This window comes from Mesorhizobium sp. SEMIA396, assembly GCF_024518615.1.
Lineage (GTDB): Bacteria > Pseudomonadota > Alphaproteobacteria > Rhizobiales > Rhizobiaceae > Mesorhizobium.
The window spans coordinates 89,697-102,712 of sequence record NZ_JANIFC010000003.1; the positions used below are offsets into that span (position 1 = coordinate 89,697).

Genomic DNA, 13,016 nt, shown 5'->3' on the forward strand with positions numbered 1-13,016 from the left:
TCCCGGCGCGATGGTTTTCAAGGCACCTTGGCCTGTCTTGCCGCATCGCGCAACGGGAGTTTCGAGCGGCGCCAACACGCCGCATAAGCGTCAGACGACGACGACCGGATTTTTCTTGGAGACGCGGCTGTAGAGGTCGATGATGTCCTGGTTGATCAGGCGCACGCAGCCCGACGACATCGCCTGGCCGATGCTCCACCATTCGGGCGAGCCGTGGATGCGATAGCCGGTGTCCTTGCCGTCCTGGTAGATGTAGAGGGCACGCGCGCCGAGCGGATTGGTGAGGCCGCCGGGCTGTCCGGCTTGCCATTTCACCAGTTCAGGCTTGCGGGCAATCATCTCTGGCGGCGGCGTCCAGGTCGGCCATTCCCTGCCGTACTGGATGTTGGCGCGACCCGACCAGCGGAAGCCATCCTTGCCGATGCCGACGCCGTAGCGAATGGCGTCGCCACCCGGCTGGACGAGATAGAGCATGCGCTCCTTGAGATGGACGACGATGGTGCCGGGCGCCTCGCCTGTCGTGTCGACGACGATCTGGCGGCGGAATTCCGGCTTGACCTTCAGATATGGCACTTCCGGCACGTTGAAGCCGCCGTCGGTCAGCCCGGCATACATGACGCCGGGGCTGGTGATGTTCTTGTCGACGCTGATGCTTGGCCGGATCGGCCGCACGGAACCCGTGGTGACGTCGTCGAGCTCGAGCTCCGGCAGACCCAAGCCCGAGGTCGAGCAACCGGCGGCGCTCAGCAGCGCGAGCGCCCCTGCCCCGGACAGGATGGCGCGGCGGGAAAGATGATGATCGGTTTCGATTGCGTCGCCATTTCGCGGCGGCGTCAGACCTTGCGGCAACTCACGCATATACCCAGACCCTACGCTGTCGGCGGGAAGCACGGTCCGGCCGGATAGCGGGCATTTTCATCATTCATGGTTGATAAAGCGTGAAGACATTGCACAGCCTGCATTTGCGCATGGCCTTGACGATGTCCGACCTTCTTGCCTGGGCTTGAACGAAGGCTGCTGCACAAAGAGACCTCGGTCGGGCCGGCGTTTCCTACTCCTCAAACCATCAGCGAGGGGCCTCCATGTGCAAGATCTTAAAAACCGACATCAAGCTTTTTGCCGCTGCCATTGTCGCGGCGGCAACCGTTCTCGGTGCCAATGTCAGCCTGGCCGATATCGTGAGCACGCTGAGCGGCGCGAACTGACACCGATCTGCCGCTGGCGCAGTCAGGGAAATCGCCTCTTTACATTCTCCTGGGCCTAAGGATTTATCCTCTTCTTTAAGCTCAAGGGAGACGAGCATGTCCTTCGAAAACTGGGCCGCCTTCGCCGCCGCGTCGACGATCCTCCTCATCATTCCGGGTCCGACCATCCTTCTCGTCGTGTCCTACGCGCTGGGCCAGGGCTGGCGTACCGCTCTGCCGATGGCAATCGGCGTGGCGCTGGGCGACTTCACCGCGATGACCTTGTCGATGCTGGGTATCGGCGCGCTGCTGGCAGCTTCGGCTGGTGTCTTCACCATCCTGAAGCTGATCGGCGCCGGCTATCTGATCTATCTCGGCGTGAAACTGTTTCGCGCCGGCGGCGCGCTGAAAGCCGAACCGCGCACCGACGCGGTCTCCTCGGCCAAGATGATGGCGCACGCCTGGCTGGTCACCGCGCTCAACCCGAAAAGCATCACCTTCTTCGTCGCCTTTCTGCCGCAGTTCCTCGACCGGCACGCCGATTTCTGGACGCAGATGCTGATCTTCGAGACGACCTTCCTGGCGCTCGCCTTCGCCAATGCCTTTGGCTATGCGCTGATCGCCTCACGCGCACGCAACGTGGTGCGCAATCCCAAGGCGATCCGCATCTTCAACCGCACCGGCGGCACGCTGCTGGTCGGCGCCGGCATCGCCACGGTGGCGATGCGCTCCAGCAATTAGGCTCTCTGTCTGACCATGACCCCGAAACTGTTTTTCGGGATCATGGCCAGCCTTACCATTTGACGCTGAACCCCAGATTGCCTTCGAGGATCCGACGCTCGTCGCCGCCGAGATTGGTGGTGTAGTCGCCGGTGGCGAAGATGCTGACCTTGTCCGTCACCTTGGCGATCACACCGCCGCCGAACTCGAACGAGGTCGATCTGCCCTCGGTGGAGATATCGGTGGTGTCGAAATTGACATGGCTCGTGCCGCCGAAATCGTGCCAGATGTTGGCCTTGAGGTACGGCTGCAGCGCCATGCCATTGATCGTTGTTTCGCCTTGCAGCCGTGCGCCGAGCCGGCCGGTCACGTTGCCGTCGGTATCAAAGGAAACCGAAGCAAAGCGGTCCGATGCATCGTCGAGCGACAGTTGCTGCCAGACCAGTTGCGCCTGCGGTTCAAGCGTCCAGCCTTGCCCCAGCGCGATGGGATAGCCGCCTTCCAGCGAAGCGGTGACACCGGTCCCGCCGACGTCGATGCCGATGCCGCGCGACGATGTTGCGTCTCCGCCGAAGAAGGTGGCCATGAGGACGCCGTCCAGGTACCAGCCACCCTGACCGATCCGGGTCCAGTAGCCGCCGACGCTGGTGCCGTTGATATCCATGCTGCCGACGGACAGATTGTCCCAGCCCAGCGCCTGGCCGCGCACGTCGCCATTCATGCTGGCATAGGCGACGAACAGGCCGGCGCGATCGGTCTGGCCCGACGCGGTTTCGCGGCCGAACAGATCGAAGCCCGCCTGGAGGCCGAACAGGGTGCCGTCGAAGGACGGCGATACCGTTCCTGAATACGCCATCTTGCTGTCCTGACCGAAGATGCGGCCCCAGACCGGCGACAGCTCGGTGTTCGACAACAGGCTCTGCTCGCCGCGCCGTTCGTGGAAGGTGCCGAGCGTCGTCATCGCCAGATGTTCGGCGACCGGGGGCAAGGCGGAATAGACCGGAACCTCGATGCGATAGAGCAGGATCTCCTCGCCCGCCGCCGGTGTCGGCAGGTCAGGCACATCCGTTGGCACCACCGGTGGCGGCGGGGGCGGATCCGCAACTGGTGCCGGCGGTGGTGCCGGCGGCGGCTCGGGCTCCGGATCGGCGGCCTGCACCGGCGGTGTCGGATCGACCGGCGGGTTGTTGATGTCGCCCTCGGTCGGAGGCGGCGTCGGCGGCAGCTCGGAAGGCGGCGGCGGCGGCGGTTCGGCCGCCGGCGGCTCTGGTTCCGGCGGCGCAGTAGGTTCCAGCGCCGGCGGGGCGGCGGCCGGAGGGGCCGGCGTGTTCAGCGTCGAGCGCAGGTACCAGTTCTCCTCGCTGCCGGCGCTGACGCCGCCCTTGAACAGATAATATTCAAAGGCACCGGCGGCGACCGGGGCGTCGAGCGCGAATGTCGTGGCGCCCGAGGTGGCGCCGTTGATTGCCTGGACGACCATGATGCCGTCCTGCGTGGTCGCAGCCCCCGCGCCGCCGAGATTGACCACGGAGATCCCGGTCGAACCGGAAGCCGTTCCGCTCGACAGGACCAACTTGTCGGATGCGGAGGAATCGTCACCGAGCTCGGTCTGGATAAGCAGCAGGCCACCCAGGCCGACATAGTTGCCCGAAATCGTCAGGCTGTCGGTGGCACCGGTGCTGCCATTGGTCAGGTCGATGCGGCCGGCATTGGTGACCTGCGCCAGCTGGCCCGCCGTAAAGGCCTGGATCGCCGTGTTGAAGCCGCCGCCATAAAGCGTGCTCGCGGCATCGACACTGAGCGAACCTGTGCCGGTGCCGCTATCGCCGAGCACCAGATTGCTGTCCATCGTCAGCTCGGTGTCGTTGGTGGCGTCGATGCTCTCCCAGTTCTGGAGCCGGCTGACCCCATCCAGTTTGACGTTGTCCAGTGTCAGCGCGTCGGTACCGAGGCCGCCTGATATGGCATCCGTGGCACCGAGATTGGCGTTGGTGAGGTTGCTGAGCCTGGCGGTGTCGTTGTCGCCGCCGAGATCGACGGCGCCATAGATGATGCCGCCACCGTTCCAGACGAAATCGTCGGCGCCAAAACTCATCAGTATATCGCCACCGACCGTGCCCCCGGTGATCGTGACACTGTCATTGCCGCCGCTGACGCTGATGTTGCCGCCGATGGTGCCGCCCGACAGGATGATCGTGTCCTTGTCGAAGCCGGTGACGAGGTTGCGGTCGATGGTGCCGCCGGACATGTTGAAGTAATTCTGGTCGAGCTTCATGTTGACGCGGCCGATGCGGCCACCGGTCATCACGGCGCGGTCGCCATCGTCGAAGAAATCGACGATGCGTCCGCCGGTCATGGTGAAGGTGTCGAGGCCGTCGCCCTGGTTGAGCGAGCCGATCTGGCCGCCGCTCATGTTGAAGTCGTCGATGCCGGCGCCCTGCTGGACATTGCCGGCGACGGTCCCCGCGCCAATGGTGAAAAAATCCGTGCCGCCACCCTGATCGACGGTGCCGGTGATGGTGCCGGACTGCATGTCGATGCGGTCCGTGCCGACGCCAAAGCTGACATTGCCTGATATCTGCCCGGTGCCGCCGGCAGGAAAATTGAGCGTGTTGTCGCCATCGGCATCGGTGAGGCTGCCGCCAGAGTCGCCGCTATCGCAGGTGTAGACGGTGTTTCCAGCGGATGGACCCAGCACGCATGCGGCAAACGCGGCGGAGTTGGGCAGCAACGCAAAAGCTGTAGTTGAGAAGATGCTAATAAGCCACGGGTGTAGCGGCTGCGGCTTTCGCCGGAGCGAAGCAACTGCCACCTGAGCATCCCCCGAACGACTGTTCGGAGGCGAGTTCTTCATATGCCGCATCGCGTCCCCCCTCGATTCGCGATTCCAGCCCCCGCCAGCCGCCGTAATGAAGACACAATTCATTCGATTTTACAAAGCCTAATCTGCCCCGCATGGTTGCTAAACTGCAAAGACTACTGAAATGATCTGGCGTAGCGCGCGGTTGGCGTGTCCGTGGCCCATGCTTTAGGATCGGTTTGGGCCGAAGGATCGAGGCCCTGTCACGAATCGATGAAAGGACATCGCATGGCAACCAGGGACGTATTCGGCCTGGCGCTTTCGGGCGCGACGGCGGCGGGATCCACCCCCTACAGCCAGGCGGTGCGTGAACTGCAGTGCTTCATCGGCGACCCCGTAGCCTCCGTCGACCGCGCCATCGCGGAAGATCCCGGCTTCGTCATGGCGCATGTCTTCAAGGGCTATCTGTTCGGCCTCGCCACCGAGCGGGAGGCGACAGCGGTGGCCAAGGCTTGCCATGAGGCGTCACTGCCGCTTGCCGCGACCACGCGCGAGCGGGCGCATGTCACAGCCCTGGGTCATCTCGCCAACGGACGCTGGCATCAAGCCAGCCGCATTCTCGAGGACATCACCATCGAGACCCCGCGCGACGGGCTGGCGCTGCAGGTCGGCCACCAGATCGATTTCTTCACCGGCAATGCACGCATGCTGCGCGACCGCATCGCACGCGCCCTGCCGTCCTGGCAAAGCGGCATGCCCGGCTACCACGCCATGCTCGGCATGCACGCCTTCGGGCTGGAGGAAATGGGTGACTATGTGAGGGCCGAGCAGCTTGGCCGCGCGGCGGTCGACATCGAGCCGCGCGACGGCTGGGCGCAGCATGCCGTCGCCCATGTTATGGAGATGCAGAGCCGGCAAAGGGATGGCATCGCCTGGATGCAGGCCAACCCGGAAGCGTGGACAAGGGAGAGTTTCCTGCAGGTCCACAATTGGTGGCACCTGGCGCTGTTCCACTATGATCTCGGCGAGACCGACGCGGTGCTGGCCCTCTATGACGGCCCCATTTACAGCGTGCAATCGACGATGGCGCTCAACATGGTCGATGCCTCGGCAGTCCTGTGGCGGCTCGCCCTCGGCGGCGTCGATGTCGGCGACCGCTGGGCGGCGCTCGCCGCCAATTGGCATAAGGCCGGCGCCGGCAATTATGCCTTCAACGATGCCCACGCGATGATGGCCTTTGTCGGTGCAGGGTTAGATGCGCCGGCCCTCGCTTTGCTTGAGGCTCAGCGCGAGGCCATGCGTGGCAGCGACGACAATGCGGCTTTCACGCGGGATGTCGGCCATCCGCTGACGCTCGCCGTCAAGGCATTCGGTGAGGGCAATTACGCCGAGACCGTGCGCCTGATCCGGCCGATCCGATCGATCTCCCATCGCTTCGGCGGCAGCCACGCCCAGCGGGATGTTATCGACCTGACGCTGATCGAGGCAGCGTTGCGCGCCGGTGACGGTGCGCTGGCCAGGGCGCTCACGGCCGAGCGTTCGATGGCGCGGCCCGACAGTCCGCTGTCAGCGCTGTTTGTGCGACGCGCCGCCGATTTGTCGGAGAATTGACCCGAAGCGGATCTTGTTTTAAAAACTGGCCAAGTCAGATTTTTTCGAGACCCGAAAAAATTAACTGGCGTGGGAGGAAGACATGTATCTGGGCCTCGATCTCGGAACGTCGGGCGTCAAGGCGCTGCTGATCGATGCCGGGCAAACCGTCATCGGTTCCGGCCATGGTTCGCTTGATGTTTCACGGCCGCATCCCGGCTGGTCGGAACAGAATCCCGAGCACTGGATCCGGGCCTGCGAAGACGCAATTGCCGAGCTCAAATCCTCCCATCCGGATGAACTCGCGGCAGTCAAGGGCATTGGCCTGTCCGGGCAGATGCATGGCGCCACGCTGCTCGACGCCGCCGACAAGGTGCTGCGTCCCTGCATCCTGTGGAACGACACGCGCAGCCATGCCGAGGCGGCTGCGCTCGATGCCGATCCGCGCTTCCGCGCTCTGACCGGCAACATCGTCTTTCCCGGTTTCACCGCGCCGAAACTTGCCTGGGTGAAAAACAACGAACCCGCTCTCTTCGCCAAGGTCGCAAAAGTGCTGCTGCCCAAGGATTTCCTGCGGCTCTGGCTTTCGGGCGAACACATTTCGGAGATGTCGGATTCTGCCGGTACCTCCTGGCTCGATGTCGGCAACCGGCGCTGGAGTACGGACCTGCTCGCAGCGACGTCGCTCGACGAGGAGCAGATGCCGTCGCTGGTCGAGGGTACGCACAAGGCAGGCGCACTGCGCAGTGAATTGGCCTCGAAATGGGGCGTCCAGGCCATTCCAATCGCCGGCGGCGCCGGCGACAATGCGGCCTCGGCCTGCGGCATGGGCACGGTCGGCGCCGGCCACGCTTTCGTCTCGCTCGGCACATCGGGCGTGCTGTTTGCCGCCAACGCTTCCTACCTGCCCAACCCGGCTAGCGCGGTTCACACCTTCTGCCACGCCCTGCCGAACACCTGGCACCAGATGGGGGTCATCCTGTCGGCGACGGATTCGCTCAACTGGCTGTCCGAAATCACCGGGAAGAGCGCCGGCGAATTGACCACTGAGCTCGGCGACACATTGAAGGCGCCGAGCGGCGTGTCCTTCCTGCCTTATCTCTCGGGCGAGCGCACACCCTACAATGATGCCGCCATTCGCGGCGCGTTCACCGGGCTGGCGCATGAATCGAGCCGTCCCGTGCTGACCCAGGCCGTGCTGGAGGGTGTAGCCTTTGCCTTCCGCGACAGCCTCGAAGCCCTGGCCACGGCCGGCACGAGTTTGACGCGGGTGACGGCGATCGGCGGCGGCTCGCGCTCGCACTACTGGTTGAAGGCGATTGCCACCGCGCTTCAACTGCCTGTCGACATTCCCGCCGACGGCGATTTCGGCGCCGCCTTTGGCGCCGCGCGGCTCGGCCTGATCGCGGCGACGGGTGCCGATCCGCTTGAAATCTGTACGGCACCGAGGACGGATGCGACGATCGAACCGGACGCGGCGCTTGGCGGCGTCTATGCCGATGCCTATCAGCGCTACCGGGAGCTGTACCCGGCGATCAGGGCTGTAACCGCGTGATTCAGTGCGAGGCGCCCCCCTCTGCCCTGCCGGGCATCTCCCCCTCTAGGGGGGAGATCGGCAGCGTTGACGGCTTTACTCGTCTTGCAAGGTTGATAATTAGCGATGGCGGGAAAGACAGCCAATCTCCCCCCTTGAGGGGGAGATGGCCGGCAGGCCAGAGGGGGGCGCTTCGCACCCGCCTCGCCCAGAAGTCCTCACTGCGCAGGCACCTTGTCGAGAAAGCCGGTGACGCTCTTCAGGCGGCCGTTCTCAATGATTCCGATGTCGGTACCTTCGATCACCGATGGCGTCCCCTCAGGCCCGAGATTCCACGAGAAGCGGATCTTGTCGGCAAAACCGTCCGGCGTGCCCTTCAGCGAGAACCGGAAGCCGGCAAAGCGCTGCTGCACGCCGTCGATCAGAGCCGCGACGCCTTCATGGCCGTCGCCCTGCATGAGCGGATCACGATAGCTGACGTCTTCCGTGAAGGTCGCCTTGAGCAATTCGGTCCGGCGGACGGCATCGCTTTCGTTCCAGGCGGTGATGTAGTTTTCAGCGATCTTGGTGAGGTCGGTCATGGTCTGTCTCCTTCATTGACGGTTTTGACATGACCCTTTTCAACCGGCGCTGGCCTGAAACCAATTACGCCTGAGGTAATGGCGGCAGAACTTTGTGAGAGGACAGAAATCATGAGCAGCGGATTTTTCGGCGACATCAAGAAAATCAAATATGAAGGGCCGGATTCGACCAATCCGCTGGCCTATAGGTTCTACAATCCCGACGAGCTCGTCGCCGGCAAACGGCTGGAAGACCATCTGCGCTTCGCCGTCGCCTACTGGCACTCCTTTGCCTGGCCGGGCGGCGATCCGTTCGGCGGCCAGACCTTCGACCGGCCGTGGTTCCCCAAGGCAGGTGGCACCGACACGATGGAACTGGCAAAGCTGAAAGCGGACGTCGCCTTCGAGATGTTCTCGCTGCTCGGCGCGCCCTATTTCTGCTTCCACGACGCCGATGTGCGGCCGGAAGGCAAGGATTTTTCCGAAAGTGCCGCGCGCCTCGACGAGATCGCCGATTACTTCGCGGGGAAGATGAAGCAGACCGGCGTCAAGCTGCTTTGGGGCACCGCCAATCTGTTCTCCAATCGCCGCTTCATGTCGGGGGCGGCCACCAATCCCGATCCGGATGTCTTTGCCTACGCGGCGGCGACGGTAAAAAGCTGCATCGACGTCACCAAGCGGCTGAAGGGCGAAAACTACGTGCTGTGGGGCGGGCGCGAAGGCTATGAGACGCTGCTCAACACCGACCTCGCGCGCGAGCAGGAACAGGCCGGCCGGTTCCTCAGCATGGTCGTCGACTACAAGCACAAAATCGGCTTCAAGGGCGCGATCCTGATCGAGCCGAAGCCGCAGGAGCCGACCAAGCATCAGTACGATTACGATGTCGCCACGGTCTACGGCTTCCTCAAGCGCTTCGGGCTGGAGAAGGAGGTCAAGGTCAATATCGAGCAGGGCCACGCCATCCTGGCCGGCCATTCCTTCGAGCACGAACTGGCTCTGGCCAATGCGCTCGGCATTTTCGGTTCGATCGATATGAACCGCAACGACTATCAGTCGGGATGGGACACCGACCAGTTCCCCAACAACGTGCCGGAAATGGCGCTGGCCTACTACCAGGTCCTGCAGGCCGGCGGCTTCAAGACCGGCGGCACCAATTTCGACGCCAAGCTGCGCCGCCAGTCGCTCGATCCGCAGGACCTGCTGATCGGCCATATCGGCGGCATGGACTCTTGCGCACGTGGCCTGAAAGCCGCGGCCCGCATGGTCGAGGACAAGGCGCTATCGGCGCCGCTGGCCGAACGTTATGCCGGCTGGAACACGGCCGAGGGCAAGGCGATGCTCGCCGGCAAGCGCACGCTTGAGGATATCGCCGAGCGTGTCGTCAAGAAGAGGATCGAGCCGCAGCCGAGGTCCGGCCGCCAGGAACTGCTGGAAAATATCGTCAACCGCTACGTGTAAGGCGCGCGCCGCTCCATCTCTGGACCGACATCCGGCACCACTGGCTGAAAGCCGCCGCCATCGCTATCTGCTAGTCAGCCCACTTCGCGAGAGGCTGCCGAGGATCGCACAGATCTTCGGCAGCCAGCGTGAGATCAAGATGCCACGCGTGTCGCCGAAAGAGAGCCCGTGCGGCAGCCTTTATTTTTATGCATGTCGTCATCCCAAAACCGCTGGCACTTTTGGGCGACATGCATTGGCGGGAGACGGAAAATGGCAGAGGATCGAATCATCGTGCGCCCGGCGCAGGCGAGCGATATTCCGGCGTTGAAGCAGGTGCTGCAGGAAACGTTCGAAGGCACATGGCTGCCGAACATCACCGAAGCAGCGGCGCGGCGCTATGTCGAGACGGATATTGGCGGGCGCTATGTCGACCGGAGCTGGCCTGAGTTCGCCGTTGCCGAGATCGATGGCGAGGTCGCCGGCCTGATCCATTGGCGCGCCGATTTCATCGAGGCCCTGCACGTCATGGCATCCCGTCAAGGCCAAGGTGTCGGCCGCCAGCTGCTCTCCCATGCCGAACAGGCAATCGGCACCGCCGGGTTGGCGCAGGCGCGGCTGGAAACCGACACGTTCAACCTGCCGGCACAAGCCCTCTACAAGGCGGTCGGCTATGTCGAGAAAAACCGCTATCCAGACGACGAATGGGACAGTGGCTTCACCACGGTGCTGTTCGAAAAGCGGCTGTAGATCTCTCCTTGATCTGACCTGCCGGGACGCAGGAACAGCTTTGCGCATGGCCCGGTCCCGCGACACGGTTTTGCCCTTCGACGCCCTTCAATGACCTCGCTCTTGCCTTCAAACTGCCGTCACGTTTCTCATATAAGAGTGGCTCGTGGCGGGAGAGGAAGAAGGAGGCGAACCGATATGCAGAACGAACGTGAAATCGACGCCCTGCTCTCACCTGGCGAGGCCGGATCGATCATCGACCGGCTGATGGCGATGCCGCATCCGAAGGATGGTACGCGCCGCTCAAACGAATGGGACCGCGCCGTTGCCAGCCGTTTCGAGACCCATCTTGCCAGACAGATGCGCTCGCAGATCGACGGCGGCAGTGACCGTCAGAACGCTGCCTGAGCTTTCCGACTTTGTGCATGTCGTTGTCCCAAAATCGCTACACACTTTTGGGCGGCATGCACATCAACCCCTCCGCAATCTGACCGGCGCTTCGCCGAAAGCCCTTGAAAATGCCCTCGAAAATGCCGCGGCGGACGAGAACCCGGTCCGCCCGGCAATATCGGCCATGGCAACCCTCGTATCGACCACCAGCCGGCGCGCGGCGCCGAGGCGCAGCCTGAGGTAATAGGCGCCCGGCGTCTCGCCGATCGATTTGCGAAAGATGCTTTCCAGCGTCCGTGCCGTCACGCCGGCGCGCTTGGCCACTGCTTCGATGGTCAGCGGCTGGTCGACATGCGATTCCATCAGCCGGATGGCTTGCGCAAGGCGCGGGTCATAGCCGTCGAGCCGGCCGAGCGAGACCAGCGGCTGTGCGTCGGTGGCGGCGCGAGCCTGGTCGTAGATGAAGACGCTGGCGACATCGAGCGCCACCGCCATACCGAGCCGCGTGCGGATGAGATGCAGCATCAGGTCGAAGGTCGGTGACGCGCCGCCCGAGGTGAACACTGGCCCGTCGATGACATAGCGGTCCGGGCGGACATCGACGCCAGGGAAGGCCGAGGAAAAATCCTCCATGTCCTCCCAGTGGGTGGTGGCGCTGCGCCCTTCCAGCAGGCCGGCGCGTGCCACCAGCCAGGTGCCGGCCTCGACACCGCCGCAAGCACGCGCCGTGCGTGCGGCCCGGCGCAGGCCCGACAACAGAGCCGAGGTTGCATAGTTCTGGGTGCCGAAGCCGGCGACAACGACAAGAACGTCGGTCGGCTCAGCCGCATCGAAGCGGCCGCCGACCGCCACCGGCAGGCCGCATGTGGTGACCGGAGCCTCGCCGGTCACCGAGACCAGCCGAAAATCGAACAGGGTCTCGCCGGAGATGCGGTTGGCGGCGCGCAGTGGATCGACGGCGGATGCCACGCACATGATCGACGAGCCGGAAAACACCAGCAGCGTCACCTTGAGCGGCAGACGCTCGGCACGAAAGATCGTCGGTTTTTCGCTTTTCGTCATGGAAGCTTCGTAAAACGCAAAACAGTTTCCGGCAAGTCGGGCATTGTTGTGGACTGTTCTTTCGGAGGAGAGTTCTATGCCGCTTGCGATGAACCGTGAGGTCTTCATTACCTGTGCCGTGACCGGGTCCGGCGGGTCGCAGGACCGCAGCCCTCATGTGCCGCGCTCGCCAAAGCAGATCGCCGATTCGGCCATCGACGCGGCCAAGGCTGGCGCCGCAATCGTGCACTGCCACGTCCGCGATCCCGAGACCGGCAAGCCCAGGCGCGATGTGCATCTCTACCGCGAAGTGACCGAGCGCATCCGCGAGGCCAATGTCGACGTCGTGCTGAACCTGACCGCCGGCATGGGCGGCGACATGGTGTTCGGATCGCCGGAAGCGCCGTTGCCGCTCAACGAAAAAGGCACCGACATGGGCGGCGCCACCAACCGCATGGAACATGTGCGCCAATGCCTGCCGGAAATCTGCACGCTCGACTGCGGCACCATGAATTTCGCCGAGGCCGACTATGTCATGACCAACACGCCAGGCATGCTGCGCGCCATGGGCGGCATGATGACGGCGCTTGGCGTCAAGCCGGAGATCGAGGCCTTCGACACTGGCCATTTGTGGTTCGCCAAGCAGCTGGTCGAGGAAAAGGTGCTCAACCCCGATGCGCTGGTGCAGCTCTGCATGGGCGTGCCGTGGGGGGCGCCGGACGACCTCAACACCTTCATGGCCATGGTCAACAATGTGCCGTCGACCTGGAACTGGTCGGCCTTTGCCATCGGCCGCAACCAGATGGCCTATGCTGCTGCGGCGGTGCTGGCCGGCGGCAATGTCCGCGTCGGGCTGGAAGACAATCTATGGCTCGACAAGGGCGTACTGGCGACCAATGCGCAGTTGGTCGAGCGCGCCGCCAGCATCGTCACCAATCTCGGCGCCAGGATTCTTGGGCCGGAAGAGGTACGGCAGAAGCTCAACCTCACCAAGCGGGCGCCGATCGCGGCATGAATTATTCGTCGGGAGG

At 63.7% G+C, this 13,016-nt stretch carries 12 protein-coding genes; 8 read left to right on the plus strand and 4 right to left on the minus strand.

Annotated features, from left to right (window positions below; translation table 11 throughout):
* Positions 1 to 90 precede the first annotated feature (90 nt).
* On the minus strand, positions 91 to 858 hold the full coding sequence (locus tag NP503_RS09880) for a L,D-transpeptidase (RefSeq protein WP_127270201.1): 768 nt from the start codon (positions 856 to 858) through the stop codon (positions 91 to 93).
* Positions 859 to 1,082: 224 nt separating this feature from the next.
* Here NP503_RS09880 and NP503_RS09885 point away from each other — a divergent pair, with 224 nt between their 5' ends.
* Positions 1,083 to 1,205, plus strand: coding sequence for a hypothetical protein (locus tag NP503_RS09885; RefSeq protein ID WP_127270199.1), 123 nt, complete (start codon positions 1,083 to 1,085; stop codon positions 1,203 to 1,205).
* Positions 1,206 to 1,301: 96 nt separating this feature from the next.
* Positions 1,302 to 1,925: a LysE family translocator gene (locus NP503_RS09890; RefSeq protein WP_127270197.1), complete on the plus strand. Its 624-nt coding sequence runs from the start codon at positions 1,302 to 1,304 to the stop codon at positions 1,923 to 1,925.
* A 52-nt stretch (positions 1,926 to 1,977) separates the two neighbouring features.
* On the opposite strand, the gene NP503_RS09895 is transcribed toward NP503_RS09890, so the two are convergent.
* Positions 1,978 to 4,767 (minus strand): autotransporter outer membrane beta-barrel domain-containing protein, encoded by a 2,790-nt coding sequence (locus tag NP503_RS09895; protein WP_127270195.1) that lies wholly within the window; start codon positions 4,765 to 4,767, stop codon positions 1,978 to 1,980.
* Between the two features lie 225 nt (positions 4,768 to 4,992).
* Here NP503_RS09895 and NP503_RS09900 point away from each other — a divergent pair, with 225 nt between their 5' ends.
* Together NP503_RS09900 and xylB are read left to right on the plus strand one after the other, a co-directional pair.
* Positions 4,993 to 6,315: a tetratricopeptide repeat protein gene (locus NP503_RS09900; protein ID WP_127270193.1), complete on the plus strand. Its 1,323-nt coding sequence runs from the start codon at positions 4,993 to 4,995 to the stop codon at positions 6,313 to 6,315.
* Between the two features lie 82 nt (positions 6,316 to 6,397).
* Positions 6,398 to 7,849, plus strand: a complete 1,452-nt coding sequence (gene xylB / locus NP503_RS09905) for a xylulokinase (RefSeq protein WP_127270191.1) — start codon at positions 6,398 to 6,400, stop codon at positions 7,847 to 7,849.
* Positions 7,850 to 8,046: 197 nt separating this feature from the next.
* Here xylB and NP503_RS09910 read toward each other — a convergent pair whose 3' ends face one another.
* The gene (locus NP503_RS09910) at positions 8,047 to 8,409 is read right to left on the minus strand and encodes a nuclear transport factor 2 family protein (RefSeq protein ID WP_127269938.1); all 363 of its coding nucleotides are present in this window, start codon (positions 8,407 to 8,409) and stop codon (positions 8,047 to 8,049) included.
* 111 nt (positions 8,410 to 8,520) lie between these two features.
* On the opposite strand from NP503_RS09910, the gene xylA reads away from it, so the two are divergent.
* The 3 genes from xylA (at position 8,521) to NP503_RS09925 (ending at position 10,962) form a co-directional block, all read left to right on the plus strand.
* Positions 8,521 to 9,846: a xylose isomerase gene (gene xylA, locus NP503_RS09915; protein ID WP_127269940.1), complete on the plus strand. Its 1,326-nt coding sequence runs from the start codon at positions 8,521 to 8,523 to the stop codon at positions 9,844 to 9,846.
* Positions 9,847 to 10,098: 252 nt separating this feature from the next.
* The gene (locus NP503_RS09920; RefSeq protein ID WP_127270188.1) at positions 10,099 to 10,575 is read left to right on the plus strand and encodes a GNAT family N-acetyltransferase; all 477 of its coding nucleotides are present in this window, start codon (positions 10,099 to 10,101) and stop codon (positions 10,573 to 10,575) included.
* Between the two features lie 177 nt (positions 10,576 to 10,752).
* Positions 10,753 to 10,962 (plus strand): hypothetical protein, encoded by a 210-nt coding sequence (locus tag NP503_RS09925; protein WP_127270186.1) that lies wholly within the window; start codon positions 10,753 to 10,755, stop codon positions 10,960 to 10,962.
* A gap of 63 nt (positions 10,963 to 11,025) precedes the next feature.
* Here NP503_RS09925 and NP503_RS09930 read toward each other — a convergent pair whose 3' ends face one another.
* Positions 11,026 to 12,006 (minus strand): GlxA family transcriptional regulator, encoded by a 981-nt coding sequence (locus NP503_RS09930; RefSeq protein ID WP_127270184.1) that lies wholly within the window; start codon positions 12,004 to 12,006, stop codon positions 11,026 to 11,028.
* A 76-nt stretch (positions 12,007 to 12,082) separates the two neighbouring features.
* Here NP503_RS09930 and NP503_RS09935 point away from each other — a divergent pair, with 76 nt between their 5' ends.
* On the plus strand, positions 12,083 to 13,000 hold the full coding sequence (locus tag NP503_RS09935) for a 3-keto-5-aminohexanoate cleavage protein (RefSeq protein WP_127269383.1): 918 nt from the start codon (positions 12,083 to 12,085) through the stop codon (positions 12,998 to 13,000).
* Positions 13,001 to 13,016: the final 16 nt, after the last annotated feature.

Coding starts and splice junctions, on each gene's coding strand:
- NP503_RS09880 (WP_127270201.1), bottom strand. CDS start 858: ATGCGTGAGTTGCCGCAAGGTCTGACGCCGCCGCGAAATGGCGACGCA.
- NP503_RS09885 (WP_127270199.1), top strand. CDS start 1,083: ATGTGCAAGATCTTAAAAACCGACATCAAGCTTTTTGCCGCTGCCATT.
- NP503_RS09890 (WP_127270197.1), top strand. CDS start 1,302: ATGTCCTTCGAAAACTGGGCCGCCTTCGCCGCCGCGTCGACGATCCTC.
- NP503_RS09895 (WP_127270195.1), bottom strand. CDS start 4,767: ATGCGGCATATGAAGAACTCGCCTCCGAACAGTCGTTCGGGGGATGCT.
- NP503_RS09900 (WP_127270193.1), top strand. CDS start 4,993: ATGGCAACCAGGGACGTATTCGGCCTGGCGCTTTCGGGCGCGACGGCG.
- xylB (WP_127270191.1), top strand. CDS start 6,398: ATGTATCTGGGCCTCGATCTCGGAACGTCGGGCGTCAAGGCGCTGCTG.
- NP503_RS09910 (WP_127269938.1), bottom strand. CDS start 8,409: ATGACCGACCTCACCAAGATCGCTGAAAACTACATCACCGCCTGGAAC.
- xylA (WP_127269940.1), top strand. CDS start 8,521: ATGAGCAGCGGATTTTTCGGCGACATCAAGAAAATCAAATATGAAGGG.
- NP503_RS09920 (WP_127270188.1), top strand. CDS start 10,099: ATGGCAGAGGATCGAATCATCGTGCGCCCGGCGCAGGCGAGCGATATT.
- NP503_RS09925 (WP_127270186.1), top strand. CDS start 10,753: ATGCAGAACGAACGTGAAATCGACGCCCTGCTCTCACCTGGCGAGGCC.
- NP503_RS09930 (WP_127270184.1), bottom strand. CDS start 12,006: ATGACGAAAAGCGAAAAACCGACGATCTTTCGTGCCGAGCGTCTGCCG.
- NP503_RS09935 (WP_127269383.1), top strand. CDS start 12,083: ATGCCGCTTGCGATGAACCGTGAGGTCTTCATTACCTGTGCCGTGACC.